16 protein-coding genes are annotated in these 23,145 nt (G+C 71.3%); 13 read left to right on the top strand and 3 right to left on the bottom strand.

Annotated features, from left to right (window positions below):
• Nucleotides 1-6: 6 nt before the first annotated feature.
• From QF030_RS29880 to QF030_RS29905, 6 genes are all read left to right on the top strand, one after another.
• On the top strand, nucleotides 7-1,041 hold the full coding sequence (locus QF030_RS29880; protein WP_307165671.1) for an ABC transporter permease: 1,035 nt from the start codon (nucleotides 7-9) through the stop codon (nucleotides 1,039-1,041).
• Nucleotides 1,038-1,973 carry a carbohydrate ABC transporter permease gene (locus tag QF030_RS29885; RefSeq protein WP_307165672.1) on the top strand — a complete coding sequence of 312 codons (936 nt, stop codon included), beginning with the start codon at nucleotides 1,038-1,040 and terminating at the stop codon, nucleotides 1,971-1,973. The genes QF030_RS29880 and QF030_RS29885 overlap by 4 nt, the downstream gene beginning before the upstream one ends.
• Before the next feature lie 266 nt (nucleotides 1,974-2,239).
• Nucleotides 2,240-4,447 carry an exo-alpha-sialidase gene (locus tag QF030_RS29890; RefSeq protein ID WP_307165673.1) on the top strand — a complete coding sequence of 736 codons (2,208 nt, stop codon included), beginning with the start codon at nucleotides 2,240-2,242 and terminating at the stop codon, nucleotides 4,445-4,447.
• Nucleotides 4,444-6,423: a beta-galactosidase gene (locus QF030_RS29895; protein WP_307165674.1), complete on the top strand. Its 1,980-nt coding sequence runs from the start codon at nucleotides 4,444-4,446 to the stop codon at nucleotides 6,421-6,423. The genes QF030_RS29890 and QF030_RS29895 overlap by 4 nt, the downstream gene beginning before the upstream one ends.
• A complete protein-coding gene (locus tag QF030_RS29900; RefSeq protein ID WP_307165675.1) occupies nucleotides 6,420-8,663 on the top strand; it encodes a glycosyl hydrolase family 95 catalytic domain-containing protein in 2,244 nt (747 codons plus the stop codon). Before QF030_RS29895 ends, QF030_RS29900 begins: the two co-directional genes overlap by 4 nt.
• A gap of 35 nt (nucleotides 8,664-8,698) precedes the next feature.
• Entirely contained in the window at nucleotides 8,699-9,412 is a 714-nt protein-coding gene (locus tag QF030_RS29905; RefSeq protein WP_307165676.1) for a glycoside hydrolase family 12 protein, read from the top strand.
• Nucleotides 9,413-9,438: 26 nt separating this feature from the next.
• Here the strand turns inward: QF030_RS29905 and QF030_RS40650 are convergent, their stop codons facing one another.
• The 3 genes from QF030_RS40650 to QF030_RS29920 all read right to left on the bottom strand — a co-directional run bounded on the left by QF030_RS40650 (nucleotide 9,439) and on the right by QF030_RS29920 (nucleotide 12,891).
• Nucleotides 9,439-9,681 (bottom strand): hypothetical protein, encoded by a 243-nt coding sequence (locus tag QF030_RS40650; RefSeq protein WP_373428827.1) that lies wholly within the window; start codon nucleotides 9,679-9,681, stop codon nucleotides 9,439-9,441.
• 78 nt (nucleotides 9,682-9,759) lie between these two features.
• Nucleotides 9,760-11,802, bottom strand: a complete 2,043-nt coding sequence (locus QF030_RS29915; protein ID WP_307165677.1) for a glycoside hydrolase family 31 protein — start codon at nucleotides 11,800-11,802, stop codon at nucleotides 9,760-9,762.
• 75 nt (nucleotides 11,803-11,877) lie between these two features.
• Nucleotides 11,878-12,891, bottom strand: a complete 1,014-nt coding sequence (locus QF030_RS29920) for a LacI family DNA-binding transcriptional regulator (protein ID WP_307165678.1) — start codon at nucleotides 12,889-12,891, stop codon at nucleotides 11,878-11,880.
• Nucleotides 12,892-13,305: 414 nt separating this feature from the next.
• Here QF030_RS29920 and QF030_RS29925 point away from each other — a divergent pair, with 414 nt between their 5' ends.
• From QF030_RS29925 to QF030_RS29955, 7 genes are all read left to right on the top strand, one after another.
• Nucleotides 13,306-15,240 carry an acyl-CoA dehydrogenase family protein gene (locus tag QF030_RS29925; RefSeq protein ID WP_307165679.1) on the top strand — a complete coding sequence of 645 codons (1,935 nt, stop codon included), beginning with the start codon at nucleotides 13,306-13,308 and terminating at the stop codon, nucleotides 15,238-15,240.
• Between the two features lie 292 nt (nucleotides 15,241-15,532).
• A complete protein-coding gene (gene dxr, locus QF030_RS29930) occupies nucleotides 15,533-16,786 on the top strand; it encodes a 1-deoxy-D-xylulose-5-phosphate reductoisomerase (RefSeq protein ID WP_307165680.1) in 1,254 nt (417 codons plus the stop codon).
• The gene (locus tag QF030_RS29935) at nucleotides 16,783-18,087 is read left to right on the top strand and encodes a M50 family metallopeptidase (RefSeq protein WP_307165681.1); all 1,305 of its coding nucleotides are present in this window, start codon (nucleotides 16,783-16,785) and stop codon (nucleotides 18,085-18,087) included. Before dxr ends, QF030_RS29935 begins: the two co-directional genes overlap by 4 nt.
• 212 nt (nucleotides 18,088-18,299) lie before the next feature.
• Entirely contained in the window at nucleotides 18,300-19,457 is a 1,158-nt protein-coding gene (gene ispG / locus QF030_RS29940; RefSeq protein ID WP_307165682.1) for a flavodoxin-dependent (E)-4-hydroxy-3-methylbut-2-enyl-diphosphate synthase, read from the top strand.
• A gap of 410 nt (nucleotides 19,458-19,867) precedes the next feature.
• The gene (locus QF030_RS29945) at nucleotides 19,868-20,716 is read left to right on the top strand and encodes a GNAT family N-acetyltransferase (RefSeq protein WP_307165683.1); all 849 of its coding nucleotides are present in this window, start codon (nucleotides 19,868-19,870) and stop codon (nucleotides 20,714-20,716) included.
• A 21-nt stretch (nucleotides 20,717-20,737) separates the two neighbouring features.
• Nucleotides 20,738-21,268: a GNAT family N-acetyltransferase gene (locus tag QF030_RS29950; RefSeq protein ID WP_307165684.1), complete on the top strand. Its 531-nt coding sequence runs from the start codon at nucleotides 20,738-20,740 to the stop codon at nucleotides 21,266-21,268.
• Between the two features lie 72 nt (nucleotides 21,269-21,340).
• Nucleotides 21,341-23,041: a proline--tRNA ligase gene (locus QF030_RS29955; RefSeq protein ID WP_307165685.1), complete on the top strand. Its 1,701-nt coding sequence runs from the start codon at nucleotides 21,341-21,343 to the stop codon at nucleotides 23,039-23,041.
• The last annotated feature ends 104 nt before the right edge of the window (nucleotides 23,042-23,145 follow it).

A 23,145-nucleotide genomic window follows, 5' to 3' on the forward strand; every position in this document is an offset into this window, starting at 1 on the left:
ACGGCCGTGTCGCACAGCACGGTGCCTCGGAGCAGGGCCGAGGCCGACGAGACCGGAAAGACCCCGGTGACGCTTGGCGGCGCCGGCGGCCCCCAGGGGAAACGGTCCTCCGGGAAGCTGGGCCTGCGGGTCAGGCTCAGACGGGACCGCGTCCTGCTGCTGATGACGCTCCCGGCGATCGTCCTCATCCTGCTCTTCAACTACGTGCCGATCCTCGGCAACGTGGTCGCCTTCCAGGACTACGACCCCTACATCAGCGACAACGGGATCGTCGCCATCTTCCACAGCCCCTGGGTGGGCCTGGAGAACTTCCAGCGGCTCTTCGAGGACTCGGCCTTCTGGGAGGCCGTCCGGAACACCCTGGTGCTGTTCTTCCTCCAGCTGGTGCTCTACTTCCCGATCCCGATCATGCTCGCGCTGCTCATCAACAGCGTGGTCAGGCCCCGGATCCGGGCGGTGTCGCAGGCGATCCTCTACCTGCCGCACTTCTTCTCCTGGGTGCTGGTCATCGCCGTGTTCCAGCAGCTGTTCGGCGGCGCGGGCATCCTCTCGCAGCTGCTGCGGCAGCACGGGTACGACGGCATCGACATCATGACCGACCCGGAGACCTTCAAGTTCCTGATCACCGCGCAGAGCGTCTGGAAGGACGCCGGCTGGGGCATCATCGTCTTCCTCGCCGCGCTGGCCTCCGTCAACCCCGACCTGTACGAGGCCGCGGCGATGGACGGCGCGAACCGCTGGCGCCGGATGTGGCATGTGACGCTGCCGGCCCTGCGCCCGGTGATCGCGCTGCTGCTGGTGCTGCGGGTGGGCGACGCGCTGACCGTCGGCTTCGAGCAGATCCTGCTCCAGCGCGACGCGGTCGGGCCAGGGGCGTCGGAGGTCCTCGACACCTTCGTGTGGTGGAACGGCGTCCGCAACCAGGACTTCGGCTACGCGGCCGCCGCCGGTCTGATCAAGGGCGTCATCAGCCTCGGCCTGGTGCTCGTCGCGAACAAGGTGGCCCATCTCATGGGCGAGCAGGGGGTGTACCAGAAGTGACCGCCGTGATCGACAAACCCGTGCGCACACCCGGCCGTTGGGCCTCGCCGCCGCGACCCGTATGGGAGGAGGAGCCCACCAGCGCCGGTCTCGCGGGCAAGGGCATCGCCCTGTCCTTCGCCTGCCTGGCGATCCTCTTCCCGCTGTGGATCGTCCTCGTCACCAGCCTCTCCTCGCGCAAGACCATCGACGAGGCCGGCGGGCTGGTGATGGTGCCCAAGGGGATCACCTTCATCGCCTACCGGGAGCTGCTCAGCGGCGGACAGGTCACCCGCGCGGCGGTCATCAGCGTCCTGATCACCCTTGTCGGCACGCTCTTCTCGATGGGCGTCTCCGTCCTGTGCGCCTACGGCCTTTCCCGGTCGGGCTCGGTCGGACACCGGTGGATCCTGATGGTCCTGCTGGCGACGATGTTCTTCAGCGCGGGCCTGATCCCCACCTACCTGCTGGTGCAGTCGCTGGGCCTGATGGACAGCTACCTCGCGCTGATCCTGCCGAGCGCGATCAGCGTGTTCAACATCCTGGTCCTGCGCGGCTTCTTCATGGGTATCTCGCAGGAACTCGTCGACAGCGCGCGGATCGACGGGGCGGGGGACTTCCGGATCCTCTGGCAGATCGTCATGCCCCTGTCGAGGGCGGTGCTGGCCGTCATCACGCTGTTCTACGCCGTCGGATACTGGAGCGCCTGGTTCAACGCGTCGCTGTACCTCAACGACCAGGACATGATGCCGCTGCAGAACGTCATGATCCAGCTGGTGCAGAAGCAGGAGGCGCCGGTCGGGCTGGGGCAGGCGATCAAGACGGGGCAGCTGTCGGGGCTGGCCGTGCAGATGGCGGTCATGGTGATGGCGCTGCTGCCGGTGGCGGTGTTGTCGCCGTTCGTCCAGAAACACTTCAAGAAGGGGATGCTGACGGGGGCGGTCAAGGGCTGACGTCCCTCGTCGCGGGGGGAGCCGGCGGACTGCGGTACTTCGGCTGCGGGCAGGTGGGGCCGGTCGCGCGGTTCCCCGCGGCCCCAGGGGGGTGGCAGTCACCCCGGCGCCCCTCCTCACCCTCAGCCGCGGGCAGTCGCGCCGGTCGGGCGGCGCGGGACGGGCGCGGCGCCCCCGCAGGCGCGGGGCGAGTGACCCCACCCCGGCCCGGCATCAGCACACGGCACCAACGAACCCCAGGTCCACGACCCCCTGCGAGGTACCTCATGCACACGCCCTCCGCAAGCCGCCGCACACTCCTCGCAGGAACGGCGGCGGCCGCTGCGATCACCGCGCTCCCCGCCGGGCAAGGCCTTGCCCAGGCCACACCCGCCCGCCCCGGCTCGACCGCCGGAGGCTATCGCTGGCGCAACGCGGTCATCGGCGGCACCGGATTCGTCACCGGCGTGCTCTTCCACCCGGCCGTCCGGGGTCTCGCCTACGCCCGCACCGACATCGGCGGCGCCTACCGCTGGGACGACCGCGCGGCCCGCTGGACCCCGCTCACCGACCACCTCGGCTGGGACGACTGGAACCTCCTCGGCGTGGAGGCCCTCGCCGTGGACCCCGCGCACCCCGACCGTCTCTACCTCGCCCTCGGCACGTACGCCCAGTCCTGGGCGGGCAACGGAGCCGTTCTGCGCTCCGAGGACCGCGGCGCCACCTGGAGCCGTGCCGACCTCACCGTGAAACTCGGCGGCAACGAGGACGGCCGGGGCACGGGGGAGCGTCTCCTCGTCGATCCGCGGAACAGTGACACCCTGTGGCTGGGGACCCGGCACGACGGGCTCCTGAAGTCCACCGACCGCGGAGCCACCTGGGCGGCGGTCGGCGGCTTCCCCGGCGCCCCGAGCGCGGGCGGCCAGGGCGTCACCCTTCTCGTCGCCGCGGGCCGCACCCTCTACGCCGGCTGGGGCGACTCCGACGGGACGACCGCCAACCTGTACCGGACCGCCGACGGCACCACCTGGGAGGCCGTTCCCGGCCGGCCCACCGGCGCCTCCGCCAAGGTGCCCGTCCGCGCCGCCTACGACCGCCACACCCGCGAGCTGTACGTGACGTACGCCGACGCGCCCGGCCCCAACGGCCAGTCCGACGGCAGTGTCCACAAGCTGGCCACGACGAGCGGCAGGTGGACCGACGTGACGCCGGTGCGGCCCGCGGGCAGTGACACCTTCGGCTACGGGGGCGCCGCCGTGGACGCCCGCCGTCCCGGCACCGTCGTCGTCTCCACCAACAACCGCTGGGCGGCGGTCGACACCCTGTACCGGACCACGGACGGCGGCCGTACCTGGACCTCCCTGAAGGACACCGCCGTCCTCGACGTGTCGGAGACGCCCTACCTGAAATGGGGTGAGGAGCAGCCCAAGTTCGGCTGGTGGATCCAGGCCGTCGCCGTCGACCCGTACGACTCCGGGCACGTCGTCTTCGGCACCGGCGCCACGCTCTACGGCACCCGGGACCTGAAGCACTGGGCCCCGTGGATCCGCGGCCTGGAGGAGACCTCCGTGCGGCAGCTGATCTCGCCCCCGGCGGGCGAGGCGCACCTGATCAGCGGTCTCGGGGACGTCGGGGTGATGTACCACGAGCGGCTCACGGCCTCGCCGTCCCGGGGCATGGCGACCAACCCCGTGTTCGGGACGGTGACCGGACTGGCGCAGGCCGCGGACCGGCCGTCGTACGTCGTCCGCACCGGGTGGGGCGACCACGGCAACGGCGCCTGGTCGGCCGACGGCGGCAGAACCTGGGCGCCCTTCGCCGCCCAGCCCGCCCTCGGCAAGGACGCGCCGGGGCCGATCGCCGTCAACACCGACGGCAGTGTGCTGCTGTGGACCTTCGTGCACTGGGACGGCACGAAGTACCCCGCTCAGCGCTCCGCGGACAACGGGGCGACCTGGTCCGAGGTCTCCTCCTTCCCCAAGGGCGCCACCCCGCTCGCCGACCCGGCCGACCCGGCACGCTTCTACGCGTACGACACCGACACGGGGACCCTGTTCGCCAGTACCGACGCCGGCCTCACCTTCACCGCGCGGGCCGGCGGACTGCCCTCGGGCGACAGCCAGTTCCAGCTGGCCGCGGCCCCGGGGCGCTCCGGCGATCTGTGGCTGAGCACCAAGTGGAACGGCCTGTACCGGTCCACCGACGGCGGGGCGAGCTTCACCAAGCTGACCAGTTGCTGGGCCTCGTACACCCTCGCCTTCGGCAGGGCCGCCGACGGTGCCGGGTACCCGGCCGTCTACCAGGTCGGCTCCACGGAGGCGAGCACCGCCGTGTACCGCTCCGACGACGGCGCGCAGACCTGGGTCCGCATCAACGACGACCGGCACCAGTGGGGCTGGATCGGCGCGACCATCGCCGCCGACCCCCGGATCCACGGCCGGGTGTACATCGCCACCAACGGCCGGGGCATCCAGTACGGGGAGCCCGTCCGATGACCGCCGCCGGCCGGCCCGGTCTCGCCGACGCCACCCGCGGCCGCATCCTCTTCGGCGGCGACTACAACCCCGAGCAGTGGCCCGAGGAGACCTGGCACGAGGACGTCCGGCTCATGCGGGACGCCGGCGTCAACTCCGTCACCCTCGGCGTCTTCTCCTGGTCCCGGCTCGAACCCGAGCCGGGGGCGCGGGAGTTCGGCTGGCTCGACACGCTGTTGGACCTCATGCACGCGAACGGCATCGGCGTCGTCCTCGCCACCCCCACCTCCGCCCCGCCCCCGTGGCTGGGCCGGCTGCACCCGGACACCCTGCCCCGCGACGAGAACGGCGACGTCGAGTGGTGGGGCGGACGCCAGCACTTCTCGCACTCCAGCGCCACCTATCGCCGGTACGCCGCCGCCATCACCGAGGACCTGGCCGCCCGCTACGGCGGCCACCCCGCCCTCACCATGTGGCACATCAACAACGAGTACTGCACGGCCGATCACGGCGACGAGGCGGCCGTCGCCTTCCGTCGCTGGCTGCGTGAGAAGTACGGCACCCTGGACGCCCTCAACACCGCCTGGGGCACGGCCTTCTGGAGCCAGGGCTACGACAGCTGGGACGCCGTCCTGCCCGCCCGACGGACGCACTATCTGAAGAATCCCACCCAGGTGCTGGACTTCCGGCGCTTCACCTCCGACATGCTCCTGGAGTGCTACCTCGCCGAGCGTGACATCGTCGCCCGGCACACCCCGCACATCCCGGTCACCACCAACTTCATGCCGCTCTTCTTCGGCCAGGACGCCTGGCGCTGGGCCGAGGAGGAGGACGTCGTCTCCGTCGACCTCTACCCCGATCCACGCGATCCGCTGGGCGCCCAGCACGGGGCACTGGTGCAGGACCTGACCCGGTCCCAGGCGCGTGGCCCCTGGATGCTGATGGAACAGGCGGCGGGACCGGTGAACTGGCGCGGGGTGAACCACCCCAAGCCGCGCGGCCTCAACCGGCTCTGGTCCCTCCAGGCCGTGGCCCGCGGCGCGGACGCCGTCTGCTACTTCCAGTGGCGCCAGTCCCGGCAGGGCGCCGAGAAGTTCCACTCCGGGATGGTCAGCCACGCGGGGGAGCGGGGCCGCACCTTCCAGGAGGTCAAGCGGCTGGGAGCCGAACTCGCCCGCATCGGGGGCGCGGTGGCGGGAAGCCGTATCGCCGCCGACGTCGCGATCCTGCACGACTGGCACGCCTGGTGGGCCGGCGCCCAGGACGGCCGTCCCTCCACCCACGTCGACCACCCGGCCGTCCTGCACGCCTGGCACCGCGCCCTGTGGGAGTCCCACCTCACCACCGACTTCGCCCACCCCGGACACGACCTCACCGGCTACCGGATGGTCGTCGTGCCCCAGCTGTACGCCATGACGGACGCGGCCGTCGACAACCTGCTCGCCTACGTCCGCGGCGGCGGCACCCTCGTGGCCGGCTTCCTGACCGGTGTGGCCGACGAGGACGACCGGGTCCGACCCGGCGGGATGGACGCCCGCCTGCGCGAGCTGTTCGGCATCCGCACCCTGCACGAGTGGTGGCCGCTGGAGGCCGGGGAGCACGTCGAGACCGACGGCTTCCGCGGGATCCTCTGGTCGGAGGAGCTGGAGGCCGAACCGGACGCGGTGGAAGCCGTCTACAAGGGCGGCGAACTCGACGGACTGCCCGCCGTCCTGCGCACCGGCCGCGCCTGGTACGTCTCCACCCTGCCCGAGCCCGAGGCCTTCCGCGCGCTGCTCGCCCGGGTCGCCGCCGACGCGGGCGCCCGGCCCGTCCTCGACGGCCTCCCCCCGGAGGTCGAGGCCGTACGCCGGGGCGAGCTGCTCTTCCTGCTCCACCACGGCCGCGAGCCGGTGACCGTAGACCTCCCGGGCGCCCACCACGACCTGCTGACCGGGACGACCCGCACGGACGAGATCACGCTCGACCGCTACGGTGCGGCGGTGCTGCGCCGATGACCGACACCTCCTCCCGCGCGCACCCCGGCCTCCCCGGCACCGGCCGCCCCGTGCACGGCACCCATGAACACCGGCCCGCCGCCCGCTGGGAGGACGCCTTCCTCAGCGGCAACGGCCGGCACGGCACCCTCACGTTCGGCGACCCGTACGACGACCGGGTCGTCGTCACCCATCACACCCTGGTCCGCCCCAACGGCTCCGAACACGCCCGCCCGCCGGAGCTCGCCGCCGAACTGCCCGCTCTCCAGGACAGGTTGCTGGCCGGGGAGTGGGAGGCCGCCGAGAGCTTCACCGACCACCGGCCCCTGCAATGGGTCCAGCCCTTCCATCCGGCCTTCCAGATACGTCTCAGAGCGCTCTCGGACGAGCCGCGCGGCTACCGCATGCGAACCGTCGATTTCACCACCGGCGAGGCCGTGGCCACCTGCGAGGCCGGCACCAGCCGGGTCTTCGTCTCCCGCGCCGACGACGTGATCGTCCAGCAGGTCACCGGCCTCGACCTGGACATATCCCTGGACCACCGGCTCCCGGGCGCGCCCGCCGGCCTCGCCGTCGGACAGGGATCGGTCCTCACCCCGGACGGCGCGCTGCTCACCCTGCGCGCCCGCTACCCCGCAAGCGACCGCGCCTACACGGGCGTGACCCTCGTCGTCGTCACCGGCGGCCGCACCCGCCTCACCCACCCCGGTGTACGGGTCACGGACGCGCGCTCCGTGCTGCTGCTCACCCGCGTCCGCAGACACACCGGTGAACTGGACGTCACCGGGGAACAGCGCGCCCTGAGCGAGCTGCCGCGACGCTACGACGACCTGCTCGCCCGCCATCTCCCCCTCCACCGCACCGCCTACGAGCGCGTCACGCTCGACCTCCACGCCGACCCCGGCGAGCGCGGTCTCCCCGGGTCCGCGCTGCTGGAGCGCCCCCGCAGCGCGGCGCTTCTCGAGCGCCTCTTCGCGGCGGGGCGCTACCACCTCCTGTCCTCGGCCGGCCTCAATCCGCCCCGGCTGACCGGCCTGTGGACCGGCGACTGGGACACGGCCTGGTCCGGCGCGTTCACCAACGACGCCAACGTCAACCTCCAGACCGCCTCCGCCGCGGCCGCCGCGCTCCCCGAGGTCACCGAGTCCCTGGCGTCCCTGATCCACCGGCAGGCGGAGGACTGGCGGGAGAACGCGCGCGCGGTCTTCGGCGCCCGGGGCGCGGTCGCGCCGGCACACACCGACGGCGAGTCCGGACTGGTCTACCACTTCAGCCGCGAATACCCGCTCCACCTGTGGACCGCCGGCGCCGACTGGCTGCTCAAACCCCTGGTCGACCACGACGAGACCCGCGGCGCACGCGACCCGCGCACCGCCGCCGCCCTCGCCGAAGTCGCCCTGTTCTACGAGGACTTCCTCACCCGCACCGACCCGGAGGACCCCGGGGGTCCGCTCGTCGTCGTCCCTTCCTACTCGCCGGAGAACCGGCCCACGGGCGGCAGCTGGGGCGCCGTGAACGCCGCCATGGACCTCTCGGCGGCCCGGCACGCACTGCTCACCGCCGCCGCGTACCACCCGGACGACGCCGAGCGCGCCGATCGCTGGCGTGCCCTCGCCGACCGCCTCCCGCCGCACCGGATCAACTCCGACGGCGCCCTCGCCGAATGGGCCAGGACGGGACTCGAAGACACCTACGACCACCGCCACCTGAGCCACCTCTACGGCGTCTGGCCCCTCGACGAGATCAACCCCTACGACACCCCGCGGTGGGCCGCCGCCGCCCTTCGCGCCCTCGAACTGCGCGGCGCCGAGAACGACTCCGCGCACGGCCACCTCCACCACGCGCTGATCGCGGCCCGCCTGCGGGACGGCCGGCGCGTCGCCCACGCCCTCGGCGAGGTCCTCGAAGGCGACTTCTTCCACGCCTCCCTGATGAGCGCCCACTACCCGCGCCGTGAGGTGTACAACGCCGATGCCGCGCACGCCCTCCCCGCCGTGCTGATCGAGACGCTCGTCCAGTCGACCCCGGACCGGCTGGTCCTGCTGCCCGCGCTTCCCCCGGCGCTTCCTTCGGGCGAACTGCGAGGCGTTCGGACCCGGTTCGGCGCCGAACTCGATCTGTCCTGGGGCCACGAGGGCGTACGGGCTGTGCTGCGGCCGCACCGCACGCACCGCATCGAAGTCAGGACTTCCTCCGGCGGCGCTCAGCCGCTCGACCTCGTCGCCGGAGAAGACCACGTCCTCACCCTGGGGACGTGGTAGCCGCACCTCCTCCCCCCACCCATGGAAGGGACACCATGGCAACACGCATCACAGGCAGGGTCGCCAAGGCACTGTTCGCCCCCGCACTCGCTCTCGGCGTCACCGTCGGACTGGCCTCCGCCCCCGCCTCGGCCGCCGTCTGGAACTCCTGCGACCAGTGGGGCAACACCAGCCTGAACGGCTACACGCTGTACAACAACATCTGGGGCTCCGGCGCCGGCAGCCAGTGCGTCTGGGCCAACTCCGGCACCAACTGGGGCGTCTGGGCCAACCACCCCAACACCGGCGGCATCAAGTCGTACCCGAACTCCAAGAAGGTGATCAACAAGACGATCACCTCGCTCGGTTCGCTGTCCAGCAGCTACAACGTCACCGTTCCGTCGTCCGGCGCCTACAACACGTCGTACGACATCTGGGACACGGACTACGACTACGAGATCATGCTCTGGGTGAACTACAACGGCGCCGTCGGCCCGCTCGGCACCTCCCAGGGCAACGTCACCCTCGGCGGCCACACCTGGACCGTCTACAAGGGCGACAACGGCGCGAACCAGGTGTTCTCGTTCCTGCGCACGTCCGACTCGTCGTCCGGCACCGTCGGCATCCTGCCGATCCTCAAGTGGATCAAGGACACGAAGGGCTGGTTCGGCAACGAGACCATCGGTGACGTGCAGTTCGGATACGAGATCACCTCGTCCTCCGGCGGGCTGGACTTCGTGACCAACAACCTCACCGTCAGCAGCAGCTGACCCGGGGCCGGGGCCGGCCGGCGTTCCTACGTCCGGTCGACCTCGGCCCGCAGCGCGTTGCAGTCGGCGAAGGCCGAGTCGACGTCGGCGCGGGTCAGGTCGTACCGGGACAGGTCGTAGCGGTGCGGCCGGGCGCCCGTCGGACGGGAGGCGGCCACGAACACCGGCCGCTCGACGGGCTCACGCGCGATCGCGGGGTGCTCGGCGATGAGCCGCCGGACCCGGGCGCGATGGGCGAGATGCCTCGCCTTTGGCGCACGGGCGTTCATCGATCGCGCAGATTCTGCGGGCGTCCGGTCCCTCCCCTGGGCCGGGACCGGACGCCCGCCTTCCGTGCCCTCGTGCCGCTACTCCGCCACCGGCAGGCGCGCCCCGTCCCGCAGGAACAGCGGGAGGCGGTCCAGCGGGGCGTCGACCGTCACGGCCGCACCGCCCTCGTACGTCTCGCCCGTCCACGCGTCCGTCCACGTCGCGCCGGCCGGGAGGTGGACCGTGCGGGCGGTGGCGCCGGCCGTCAGCACCGGGGCCACGAGCAGGTCCCGGCCGAAGAGGTAGGAGTCGTCCACCGACCAGGACGCCTGGTCGTCCGGGAACTCCAGGAACAGCGGCCGCATCGGCGGCAGGCCCTCCTCGTGGGCCTCGCGCATCACCTTCAGGACATACGGCTTGAGCCGCTCGCGCAGCCGCAGGTACTTCTCCATGACCGCGCCGGCCTGCTCGCCGTACGACCACACCTCGTTCGGGCCGCCGGTCATGTCCGGGCCCAGCGGCATGCCCGGGTCGCGGAAGCCGTGCAGCCGCATCAGCGGGGACAGCGCGCCGAACTGGAACCAGCGGACCATCACCTCCTGGTACGCCGGGTCGTCCGGGTCGCCGCCGTGGAAGCCGCCGATGTCGGTGTTCCACCACGGGATGCCCGACAGCGCGGTGTTCAGCCCGGCAGCGATCTGGCGGCGCAGGGTCGCGAAGTCGGTGCCGATGTCACCGGACCACAGGGCGGCGCCGTAGCGCTGGCTGCCCGCCCACGCCGAGCGGTTGAGGCTGATGATCTCGTCCTCGCCGGTGGCGCGCAGACCCTCGTAGAAGGTGCGGGCGTTCTCGGCCGGGTAGATGTTGCCGACCTCCAGGCCCGGACCCGCCCAGTAGCGCAGGTTCTCCGGGAAGCCGGGCTTCAGCTCCGGCTCGCAGGCGTCCAGCCAGAAGGCCGTGATGCCGTACGGAGTGAGGTAGTTGTCGCGGATCTTCGACCACACGAACTCCCGGGCCCCGGGATTCGTCGCGTCGTAGAACGCCACCTGGACCGTCGAGGCGACGCCCTTGTCCGGCCAGTCGGCGTGGGCCATCGGGCCGTACTGGGTGCCGATGAAGTAGCCGCGCTGCTCCATCACCGGATGGTTCTCGCTGAGGGGCGACACCGACGGCCAGACGCTCACCACCAGCTTGACGCCGAGCTCCTCGAGCTCACGGACCATCGCGGCCGGGTCGGGCCACTCGGCCGGGTCGAACTTCCACTCGCCCAGGTGGGTCCAGTGGAAGAAGTCGCAGACGATGGCGTCGAGCGGCAGGCCCCGGCGCTTGTACTCCCGTGCCACGCCCAGGAGTTCGTCCTGGGTGCGGTAGCGCAGCTTGCACTGCCAGAAGCCCGCCGCCCACTCCGGCAGCATCGGGGTACGGCCGGTGGCCGCGCTGTAGCGGCGCTGGGCCTCGGCCGGGGCGCCCGCGGTGATCCAGTAGTCGATCTGCCGGGCCGAGTCCGCGACCCAGCGGGTGCCGTTGCCGGCCAGTTCGACCCGGCCGATCGCCGGGTTGTTCCACAGCAGGGTGTAACCGCGGCTGGAGGTGAGCACCGGGATGCCGACCTCGGCGTTGCGCTGGACCAGGTCCAGGACCAGGCCCTTCTGGTCCAGGCGGCCGTGCTGGTGCTGGCCGAGGCCGTACAGCTTCTCGTCGTCGTAGGCGGCGAAGCGCTGCTCGAGGCGGTGGTGGCCGTTGCCGACGGCCGTGTAGAGCCGGGTGCCCGGCCACCAGAAGTGGGCGCGCTCCTCCGCCAGGAGCTCCGTGCGGTCGTCCGTCCGCAGGAACCGGATCACGCCCTCGGCGTTCACCTCGACGGTGAGGGCGCCCACGGTCAGCAGACCCTCGACGTCGGTGATCTTGACGCTGCTCTCGGTGGCCGGCGGCTCGTCGAGGAGCGCGCCGGGCAGCCCCTCGAGGATCGGCCCGCCGAGCCGGGCGCGCACCCGGACGGCGTCCGGGCCCCACGGTTCGACCCGCAGGGTCTCCTGGCGGCCGCTCCACTCCAGCGCGCCGCCGTGCTCACGGAAGGTGCCGACCGTGGGCGACGACTGCGCGAGGCTGACCTGAGGCTGGTTCTCGGCAGGCTGGTTCATGTGAGGTGCTCCTTGAAGGAGTGCAGACATGGCGGTGCCCTGCGACGGGCGCGACGGCGGAAGAGCGGGGTGGGGTCAGGAGACGGTGGGCGCCGGTCCCGTGCTCGCCCGGACCGTCAGCTCGGGCGCGATCAGCACGACTTCGTCGCTGCCGTGCCCCTCGAGCTTGGCGACGAGACGTTCCACGGCGTGCCGGCCCATCTCCTGTGCGGGGATGGCGACCGACGTCAGCCGCACCGAGGCCTGGACGGCGACCTGGTCGGGGCAGACGGCCACCACCGACACGTCCTCCGGCACGGCCCGGCCCTGCTGGCGCAGCAGGGCGAGCAGCGGCTCGACCGCCGACTCGTTCTGCACGACGAACCCGGTGGTGCCCGGACGCTCGTCGAGGACCCGGGCCAGGGTCAGGGCCATCGCGTCGTACCCGCCCTCGCACGGGCGGTGCAGCAGCCGCAGGCCCAGCTCCTTCGCCCGGTACCGGAGTCCGTCGAGCGTGCGCTCGGCGAAGCCGGTGTGCCGTTCGTAGACGGCGGGCGCCTCGCCGATGACAGCGATGTCACGGTGCCCCAGCATCGCCAGGTGCTCCGCGCACAGCGCCCCCGTCGCCGCGAAGTCCAGATCGACGCAGGTCAGCCCGGAGGTGTCGGCGGGCAGCCCGATCAGCACGGAGGGCTGGTCGGTGGAGCGCAGCAGCGGCAGCCGCTCGTCGTCGAGCTCCACGTCCATGAGGATCATCGCGTCGGCGAGCCCGCTGCCGGTGACGCGGCGGACGGCGTCGGGGCCCTCCTCGCCGGTGAGCAGCAGGACGTCGTACCCGTGGGTGCGCGCGGTGGTGGCCACCGCGATGGCGATCTCCATCATCACCGGCACGTAGATGTCGGTGCGCAGCGGGATCATCAGCGCGATGATGTTCGATCTGCTGCTGGCCAGGGCGCGGGCGCCCGCGTTCGGGTGGTAGCCGAGTTCACGGATGCTCTGCTCGACCCGCTGCCGGGTGGTCGTGGAGATGGACCTCTTGCCACTGAGGACATAGCTCACCGTGCTCGCCGAGACTCCGGCGTGCTGGGCGACCTCGGCGAGGGTGACCATCCAGCTCTCCAAGTTTTGTGAAGCGCTTCGACAGTGCGCGCGGCGAACAGGGGCGGGTGAGGGTGGTTCGACAGTAGCTCTAGCGAGGATGGGTGTCCATAGGTTGTCGAAGCGCTTCGACAGCGAGTTGTGGGGGATTGGTGGAGAAGGGTACGGCAAGCTTTTCCGGCCCCGCGACCGCCACTCGTTCGGCGCAGGCTCCGCACCGACGTACGAAGGGGCCCCCGGCGACGGAGCCGGCGCCGGGGCCTTCGCGGGAACGGGCCTCCCGCGCCGTCGGCGTACCCGGCGGACACCGGCCGGAACCCCGCGCGTGGGGTGGCCACCTCGCCCCGGATCGGGTACCAACGATCGGGTAGCACCGATCGGTAACCAATGTGGCCCGAGATCCCGATTCGCGGCGAGGTGAGCCTCATGTCCGCACCACCCCTCAAGAAACCCACTGTCACCGAGCGTGAGGCCCGACAGGTCGCCGAGGCCGCTCGGGAGCAGGACTGGCGCAAACCCAGCTTCGGCAAGGAACTCTTCCTCGGCCGCTTCCGGCTGGACCTCATCCACCCCCACCCGCTCCCCACCGACGAGGCCGTCCGGCGCGGCGAGCAGTTCCTGGCGAAACTGCGGGCCTTCTGCGAGACGAAGGTGGACGCGGCCCTCATCGAGCGCGAGGCCCGCATCCCCGACGAGGTGATCAACGGGCTCAAGGAGCTCGGCGCCCTCGGCATGAAGATCGACCCCAAGTACGGCGGCCTCGGCCTCACCCAGGTGTACTACAACAAGGCGCTGGCCCTGGTGGGCTCGGCCAGCCCCGCGGTCGGCGTGCTGCTCTCGGCGCACCAGTCGATCGGCGTACCGCAGCCGCTGAAGCTGTTCGGCACGCCGGAGCAGAAGCAGCGGTTCCTGCCCCGCTGCGCCCGCACCGACATCAGCGCCTTCCTCCTCACCGAGCCGGACGTGGGCTCCGACCCGGCGCGGCTCGCGACGAGCGCGGTGCCGGACGGGGACGACTACGTCCTCGACGGCGTGAAACTGTGGACCACCAACGGCGTGGTCGCCGACCTGCTGGTCGTGATGGCCCGCGTGCCGAAGAGCGAGGGCCACCGGGGCGGCATCACCGCCTTCGTCGTGGAGGCGGACTCGCCCGGCATCACCGTCGAGAACCGCAACGCCTTCATGGGCCTGCGCGGCATCGAGAACGGCGTGACCCGCTTCCACCAGGTGCGGGTCCCGGCCGCGAACCGCATCGGCCCCGAGGGCGTGGGCCTGAAGATCGCCCTGACCACGCTGAACACGGGACGGCTCTCGCTGCCCGCGTCCTGCGTGGCGGCGGGCAAGTGGTCGTTGAAGATCGCCCGTGAGTGGTCCGCGGCCCGTGAGCAGTGGGGCAGGCCGATCGCCCACCACGAGGCGGTCGGCGCGAAGATCAGCTTCATCGCGGCGACCACCTTCGCCCTGGAGGCGGTGCTCGACCTCTCCTCCCAGATGGCGGACGAGGACCGCAACGACATCCGGATCGAGGGTGCGCTGGCCAAGCTCATCGCCTCCGAACTGGGCTGGCGCATGGCGGACGAGCTGGTCCAGATCCGCGGCGGCCGCGGCTTCGAGACGGCGGCCTCGCTGGCCGCCCGGGGCGAGAGGGCGGTCCCCGCCGAGCAGGTCCTGCGCGACCTGCGGATCAACCGGATCTTCGAGGGCTCGACGGAGATCATGCACCTCCTCATCGCCCGTGAGGCGGTCGACGCCCATCTCTCGGTCGCCGGCGACCTGATCGACCCCGACAAGACCCTCCAGGACAAGGCGAGGGCGGGCGCCAACGCGGGCGTCTTCTACGCCAAGTGGCTGCCGAAACTGGTCGCGGGACCGGGCCAGCTGCCGAACTCCTACGCGGAGTTCAGGCACGGTGTCGACCTCTCGCCGCATCTGCGGCAGGTCGAGCGGCACTCCCGCAAGCTCGCCCGCTCCACCTTCTACGCGATGTCCCGCTGGCAGGGCCGGATGGAGACCAAGCAGGCCTTCCTCGGCCGCATCGTCGACATCGGCGCCGAGCTGTTCGCGATGAGCGCGGCCTGCGTCCGCGCCGAACTGCTGCGCTCGCGCGGCGAGAACGGCCGCGAGGCCTACCAGCTCGCCGACGCCTTCTGCCGCCAGTCCCGGATCCGCGTCGACGAGCTCTTCAGCCGGCTGTGGAGCAACACCGACGACGTGGACGGCAAGGTCGTCAAGGGCGTCATGGCCGGCACCTACGAGTGGCTGGAGCACGGCGTCGTCGACCCGTCCGGGGACGGCCCCTGGATCGCCGACACCACACCGGGACCCAGCGAGCGGGCGAACGTCCACCGTCCCATCCGCTGAGCGGGCGCCGGGACGCGGGTCCGCCACAGTGTGCGGACCCACGTCCCGGCGTCGCCGCCGCCTCCCGGCCTGCGCCGAAAGCCGACGGCACGGAGAGATAGAGGAAGTGCCAACGAAAGAGACGAAAAGGGTCTGTAAGGGAAGAGAGTCGAACAACCGCGCGCACCAGACAGCCAGGGAATGCGCACCACCGGCCATGTTCGGCCACGCTCGGCGGGGCGTACGCGACCGGTGGGCCCTCCCGGGGGACACCCCGGTCCTGCCGCCCACCCGTTGCGGCAACAATGGGGGGATGAGCGACAGTCCAGCCCCCCTCGCCGACCCGCACCTCGTCTACGACCCGGTCGCGGGCGACGGCCCGAAGGACGTGGTGATCCTCGGCTCCACCGGTTCGATCGGCACCCAGGCCATCGACCTCGTGCTGCGCAACCCGGACCGCTTCCGGGTGACCGGTCTGTCCGCCAACGGCGGCCGCGTCGCCCTCCTCGCCGAGCAGGCCCGCAGGCTGCGGGTGCGGACCGTCGCGGTCGCCCGTGAGGACGTCGTGGCGGCCCTGCGCGAGGCCCTCGCCGCCGAGTACGGGACGGGTGAGCCGCTCCCCGAGATCCTGGCCGGCCCCGAGGCGGCCACCCAGCTCGCCGCCTCCGACTGCCACACCGTCCTCAACGGCATCACCGGCTCCATCGGCCTCGCGCCCACCCTCGCCGCCCTGGAGGCGGGCCGCACCCTCGCGCTCGCCAACAAGGAGTCGCTCATCGTCGGCGGCCCGCTGGTCAAGGCGCTCGCCGAGCCCGGCCAGATCATCCCGGTGGACTCCGAGCACGCGGCCCTCTTCCAGGCCCTCGCCGCGGGCACCCGCGCGGATGTGCGCAAGCTGGTCGTCACCGCCTCGGGCGGCCCCTTCCGAGGCCGCACGAAGCAGCAGCTGGCGAACGTGACGGTCGAGGAGGCCCTCGCCCACCCCACCTGGTCCATGGGACCGGTGATCACGATCAACTCCGCGACCCTGGTCAACAAGGGCCTGGAGGTCATCGAGGCGCACCTTCTCTACGACATTCCCTTCGACCGCATTGAGGTCGTCGTGCATCCCCAGTCGTATGTTCACTCGATGGTGGAGTTCACGGACGGATCGACGCTGGCCCAGGCGACGCCCCCCGACATGCGGGGGCCGATCGCCGTCGGTCTGGGCTGGCCCCGGCGCGTCCCCGACGCGGCGCCCGCCTTCGACTGGAGCACGGCGTCGACATGGGAGTTCTTCCCGCTCGACAACGAGGCGTTCCCCTCGGTGAACCTCGCCCGGCACGTCGGCGAGCTCGCGGGCACGGCCCCGGCGGTGTTCAATGCCGCCAACGAGGAGTGTGTGGAGGCGTTCCGCAAGGGCGCGCTCCCGTTCAACGGGATCATGGAGACCGTCACCCGGGTCGTGCGGGAGCACGGCACGCCGGCGACGGGAACTTCACTCACCGTGTCGGACGTCCTCGAAGCGGAGACCTGGGCACGGGCCCGGTCCCAGGAACTGACGGCTACCGCGGAGGCGCGTGCATGACAGCCCTGATGATGATCCTCGGCATAGTCGTCTTCGCGGTCGGCCTGCTGTTCTCGATCGCCTGGCACGAGCTGGGGCATCTGTCCACGGCGAAGCTCTTCGGCATCCGGGTACCGCAGTACATGGTCGGCTTCGGCCCGACGATCTTCTCCCGGAAGAAGGGCGAGACCGAGTACGGCTTCAAGGCGATCCCCTTCGGCGGCTACATCCGCATGATCGGCATGTTCCCGCCGGGCGACGACGGCCGGATCACGGCCCGTTCCACCTCGCCCTGGCGCGGCATGATAGAGGACGCCCGCTCGGCCGCGTACGAGGAACTCCAGCCGGGCGACGAGACGCGCATGTTCTACACGCGCAAGCCGTGGAAACGGGTCATCGTGATGTTCGCGGGCCCGTTCATGAACCTGGTGCTCGCGGTGGGCCTGTTCCTCACCGTCCTGATGGGCTTCGGCATCCAGCAGCAGACCACCACCGTCAGCTCGGTCTCGCCCTGCGTCATCTCGCAGAGCCAGAACCGCGACGAGTGCAAGTCGACCGACCCGGCCTCCCCGGCCGCGGCCGCCGGCATGAAGCCGGGTGACAAGATCGTCTCCTTCGCCGGTCAGCGGACGGACGACTGGAACACGCTCTCCGACCTGATCCGGGTCAGCGCAGGCAAGGACGTGGCCGTCGTGGTCGAGCGGGGCGGCAGGGAACTGACCCTGCACGCGACGATCGCCACCAACCAGGTCGCCAAGAAGGACTCCGACGGGACCTACGTCCAGGGCGAGTACATCAAGGCGGGCTTCCTCGGCTTCGGCGCGGCCACCGGCGTCGTCAAGCAGGACTTCGGAGACTCCGTGTCCTGGATGACCGACCGGGTGGGCGAGGCCGTCGACTCCATCGCCGCCCTCCCCGGCAAGATCCCGGCCCTGTGGAACGCCGCCTTCGACGGCGCTCCGCGCGAGCCCGACTCACCCATGGGCGTGGTCGGCGCGGCCCGCGTCGGCGGAGAGATCTTCACCCTGGACATCCCGGCCTCGCAGCAGCTGGCCATGGCCGTGATGCTGGTCGCGGGCTTCAACCTCTCCCTGTTCCTGTTCAACATGCTCCCGCTGCTGCCGCTGGACGGCGGGCACATCGCGGGCGCCCTGTGGGAATCCCTGCGCCGCAACCTGGCTAAGGTCCTGCGCAGGCCGGACCCGGGCCCGTTCGACGTGGCGAAGCTGATGCCGGTGGCGTACGTGGTGGCAGGCGTCTTCATTTGCTTCACGCTGCTGGTCCTCATCGCGGACGTGGTGAACCCGGTGCGCATCTCGTAGCCACCTTCCCGTCACACAGGGTTCGCGGCGGCCCGGGACGATATGTTCCGGGCCGCCTCGGCCGAGTGGGTTTGGCGGCGGCGGGGTCGCCCCCTCGGGTGGTTCCGGGCGGGGGAGTGCTCGCGCACGGGCCGGTGCCGTAATCTCGAAGCCTGGAACCCGCCTGAAGACGGGACCTGGGCCTTGATCCACGACTTGGGGTTGCACAGCAGATGACTGCGATTTCTCTCGGCATGCCGTCCGTTCCGACCAGGGTTGCCGAGCGCCGTAAGAGCCGGCAGATCCAGGTCGGATCCGTGGCGGTCGGCGGAGACGCCCCGGTGTCGGTGCAGTCGATGACGACGACCCGTACCTCCGACATCGGCGCGACGCTTCAGCAGATCGCGGAGCTCACCGCGTCCGGCTGTCAGATCGTGCGGGTGGCCTGCCCCACGCAGGACGACGCGGACGCGCTCGCGACGATCGCCCGCAAGTCGCAGATCCCGGTCATCGCCGACATCCACTTCCAGCCGAAGTACGTGTTCGCCGCGATCGAGGCGGGCTGTGCGGCGGTCCGGGTGAACCCGGGCAACATCAAGCAGTTCGACGACAAGGTCAAGGAGATCGCGAAGGCGGCGAAGGAGCACGGCACGCCGATCCGGATCGGCGTCAACGCCGGCTCGCTGGACCGGCGGCTGCTCCAGAAGTACGGCAGGGCGACTCCCGAGGCGCTCGTCGAGTCCGCGCTGTGGGAGGCGTCCCTCTTCGAGGAGCACGACTTCCGTGACATCAAGATCTCGGTCAAGCACAACGACCCGGTGATCATGATCGAGGCGTACCGGCAGCTCGCCGCGCAGAGCGACTATCCGCTGCACCTCGGGGTGACGGAGGCGGGCCCGGCGTTCCAGGGCACGATCAAGTCGGCGGTCGCCTTCGGCGCCCTGCTCTCCCAGGGCATCGGCGACACGATCCGGGTCTCCCTCTCGGCTCCGCCGGTGGAGGAGGTCAAGGTCGGCAACCAGATTCTGGAGTCCCTCAACCTCAGGCAGCGCGGTCTGGAGATCGTCTCCTGCCCGTCCTGCGGGCGGGCCCAGGTCGACGTGTACAAGCTGGCCGAAGAGGTCACGGCGGGGCTCACGGGCATGGAGGTCCCGTTGCGCGTCGCCGTCATGGGCTGTGTCGTCAACGGCCCCGGCGAGGCCCGCGAGGCCGACCTCGGCGTCGCCTCCGGCAACGGCAAGGGCCAGATCTTCGTGAAGGGCGAGGTCATCAAGACCGTCCCCGAGTCGAAGATCGTGGAGACCCTCATCGAGGAGGCCATGAAGCTCGCCGAACAGATGGAGGCGTCCGGCACCCCGTCCGGCGAGCCGCAGGTATCGGTCGCGGGCTGACACCGGCTTCCGACGCCGACCGGACTCCTTCTCCAAGGCGAGGCCCCGGCTCCCGCGAGTGCGGGCGGCGGGGCCTGCTCGCATCTGCCCGGCCGTCGGCACGGCGGCCGAAGGCGGCGCGGCTCCTGGGGGTGCGGGCGGCGGGCGGGCTCGCGTCGGCCCGGCGGGTGGTCGCGGGCCGGGGCCGGTCGTCCTGAGCTTCTGCGCCGGGCCAGGTGCAACCAGCCCGTCCGGCGTTTGAGGACGAGGCCGTTCAGGCCGACAGCGGGGTCCGGGGGCGGCAGCCCCCAGGCGGCGGCGCGGCACCCGACGGTCACGGCAGACGAACGCCCACCGAACACGGGTCGGCACCGCCCAGCTTCCGCAGGTACAGTGCGGGGACCAGCAGACCTGAGTGTGAGGCCCCGCGCGTGTTGACCCAGACCACCTCCCGGGTCCTCGAACCGAGAGACCTGGACGCCGCGCTCGCCGTCCTCGACCGCGAGCCGGTCGCCAACGCCTTCGTCACGTCGCGCGTACAGGTCGCGGGCCTCGACCCGTGGCGCCTCGGCGGCGAGATGTGGGGCTGGTACGAGGACGGCATGCTGACGTCCCTCTGCTACGCGGGCGCCAACCTCGTCCCGATCTGCGCGACGCCGAGAGCGGTGCGGGCCTTCGCCGACCGCGCCCGCCGGGCGGGCCGCCGCTGCTCCTCGATCGTCGGTCCCGTCGAGCCGACGACCAGACTGTGGCGCCTCCTGGAACCCCACTGGGGCCCGGCCCGCGAGGTCCGCGCCCAACAGCCCCTCATGGTCACCGACCGCATGCCCACCGACATCGCCCCGGATCCCTACGTCCGCCGCATCCGCAAGGACGAGATGGACACGATCATGCCGGCGTGCGTGGCGATGTTCACCGAGGAGGTCGGTGTCTCCCCGATGGCCGGCGACGGAGGCCTGCTCTACCAGGCCCGGGTGGCCGAACTCGTCGGCTCCGGGCGCTCGTTCGCCCGGCTCGACGACCGGGGCAGGGTCGTCTTCAAGGCGGAGATCGGCGCGGCGACCTCCCACGCCTGCCAGATCCAGGGGGTGTGGGTGGCCCCGGAGTACCGGGGACAGGGCCTGGCCGCCCCCGGCATGGCAGCGGTCCTGCGCTACGCCCTGGCCGACGTGGCCCCGGTGGTCAGCCTCTACGTGAACGACTTCAACACCGCGGCGCGGCGCACGTACAGGAGGGTGGGCTTCCAGGAGGTCGGCGCCTTCATGAGCGTCCTGTTTTGACGCCCCTGTAGGCTCCCCGCCATGGACCTCGTGATCGGCGCCCTGGACCTCCCCGCCCATGTGGACGAGGCCCTGGCCGTACAGGCGATCGCCTTCGGACTGGGGCCGGACGAGGTGGCCGTCCGCCGGCAGATCGTCCTGCGGCACATGGCGAATCCGGGTGCGAGAGCCTTCGGCGCGACCGCCGGAGAGCGGCTCGTCGGCTTCGTCTACGGCATGCCCAACGACCGCACCCACTGGTGGTCGACGGTCGTACAGCCCTACCTCCGGGCCCAGGGCAACGAGCACTGGCTGGACGACTCGTTCGTGATCACGGAGTTGCACGTCCACCCCGCCCACCAGAACCGCGGCGCGGGCCGGGCCCTGATCACCACGATCACCGACACCGCGGCCCAGCCCCGCTCGATCCTCTCCGCGATCGACACCGACAGTCCCGCCCGCGCGCTCTACCACTCCCTAGGCTACCGGGACCTGGCCCGCCGGGTGCTGTTCCCCAGCGCCCCCCGCCCGTACGCGGTGATGGGCGCCCCGCTTCCCCTCCTGCGCGGGTAACGGATTTCCGGCCCGCCACGCTCCCGGCTAACCTCCTAGCCACCACCCTTTTCCGGCAGGAGTACGAGAACCATGGCGAACGCACCGGTCCAGCGCATGTCCCAGTTGATGGCGAAGACGCTGCGCGACGACCCTGCGGACGCCGAGGTGCTCAGCCACAAGCTCCTCGTCCGCGCGGGCTATGTCCGCCGCACCGCCGCCGGCATCTGGTCCTGGCTGCCGCTCGGCAAGAAGGTACTCGCCAACGTGGAGCGGATCGTCCGCGAGGAGATGGACGCGATCGGCGCCCAGGAGGTCAGCCTCCCCGCCCTGCTGCCCCGCGAGCCCTACGAGGCGACCGGCCGCTGGGACGAGTACGGCCCGGAGCTGTTCCGCCTCCAGGACCGCAAGGGCGGCGACTACCTCCTCGGCCCCACCCACGAGGAGATCTTCACGCTGATCGTGAAGGACCAGGCGTCCTCGTACAAGGACCTGCCGGTCATCCTCTACCAGATCCAGACGAAGTTCCGTGACGAGGCCCGCCCCCGGGCCGGCGTCCTGCGCGGCCGTGAGTTCCTCATGAAGGACTCCTACTCCTTCGACACCGAGGACGAGGGCCTCGCGCATTCCTACGCCCTGCACCGCCAGGCCTACCAGAAGGTGTTCGAGCGCCTCGGCCTGGACTACCGCATCTGCGCGGCGACCGCGGGCGCGATGGGCGGCTCCAAGTCGGAGGAGTTCCTCGCCCCGGCCGGCGCCGGCGAGGACACCTTCGCCGACTGCCCCAACTGCGACTTCGCGGCCAACACCGAGGCGATCACGTACCAGTCGAAGCCGGTGGACGCCGACGGCGTGGCGGCTCTCGAGGAGATCCCGACCCCGGACACCCCCACCATCGAGACGCTCGCCGCCCACCTCGGCGTCCCGGCCTCGGCCACCCTGAAGAACCTCCTGGTGAAGGTCGACGGCGAGATCGTCGCCGTGGGCGTCCCCGGTGACCGTGAGGTCGACCTCGGCAAGGTCGAGGCGCACTTCGCCCCGGCAGCCGTCGAACTGGTCACCGCCGAGGACTTCGTGGGCCGCCCGGACCTGGTCCGCGGTTACGTCGGCCCGCAGGGTCTGGACAAGGTGACGTACATCGCCGACCCGCGCGTGGCCCCGGGCACCGCCTGGATCACCGGCGCCAACAAGGAAGGCCTGCACGCGAAGAACGTCGTCGCGGGCCGGGACTTCGAGGTCGACGGCTACGTCGACGTGGTGGTCGTCCAGGAGGGCGACCCCTGCCCGAAGTGCGGCACCGGCCTCAAGCTGGACCGCGCCATCGAGATCGGCCACATCTTCCAGCTGGGCCGCAAGTACGCCGACGCCCTCAAGCTCGACGTGCTCGGTCCGAACGGCAAGCCGGTCCGGGTGACCATGGGTTCGTACGGCATCGGCGTCTCCCGCGCGGTCGCCGCCCTGGCCGAGCAGAGCGCCGACGACAAGGGCCTGTGCTGGCCCGCCGAGGTCGCCCCGGCCGATGTGCACGTCGTCGCGGCGGGCAAGGCTCTCCAGACCGAGCTGGCGCTCGACGTCTCCGAGAAGCTGCGCGCGGCCGGTCTGCGCGTCCTGGTCGACGACCGGGCCGGCGTCTCCCCGGGCGTGAAGTTCACCGACTCCGAGCTGATGGGCGTGCCGAAGATCCTGGTGGCGGGCCGCCGCTCGGCCGAGGGCGTCCTGGAGCTGAAGGACCGCAGGACCGGCGAGCGCGAAGAGCTCACGGTCGACGAGGCGATCGCCCGGCTGACGGCGTGATGTGAAGCCGTGAGGTAAAGCGAAATCTCAGGGATTTCTGCCGGGGCGTACGGCTGCTTCGCAGCGTTCTCCCAGACCGTTCCCCGACCGTAGGGCGTGACAGA

The sequence above is a fragment of the Streptomyces rishiriensis genome, from assembly GCF_030815485.1.
Lineage (GTDB): Bacteria > Actinomycetota > Actinomycetes > Streptomycetales > Streptomycetaceae > Streptomyces > Streptomyces rishiriensis_A.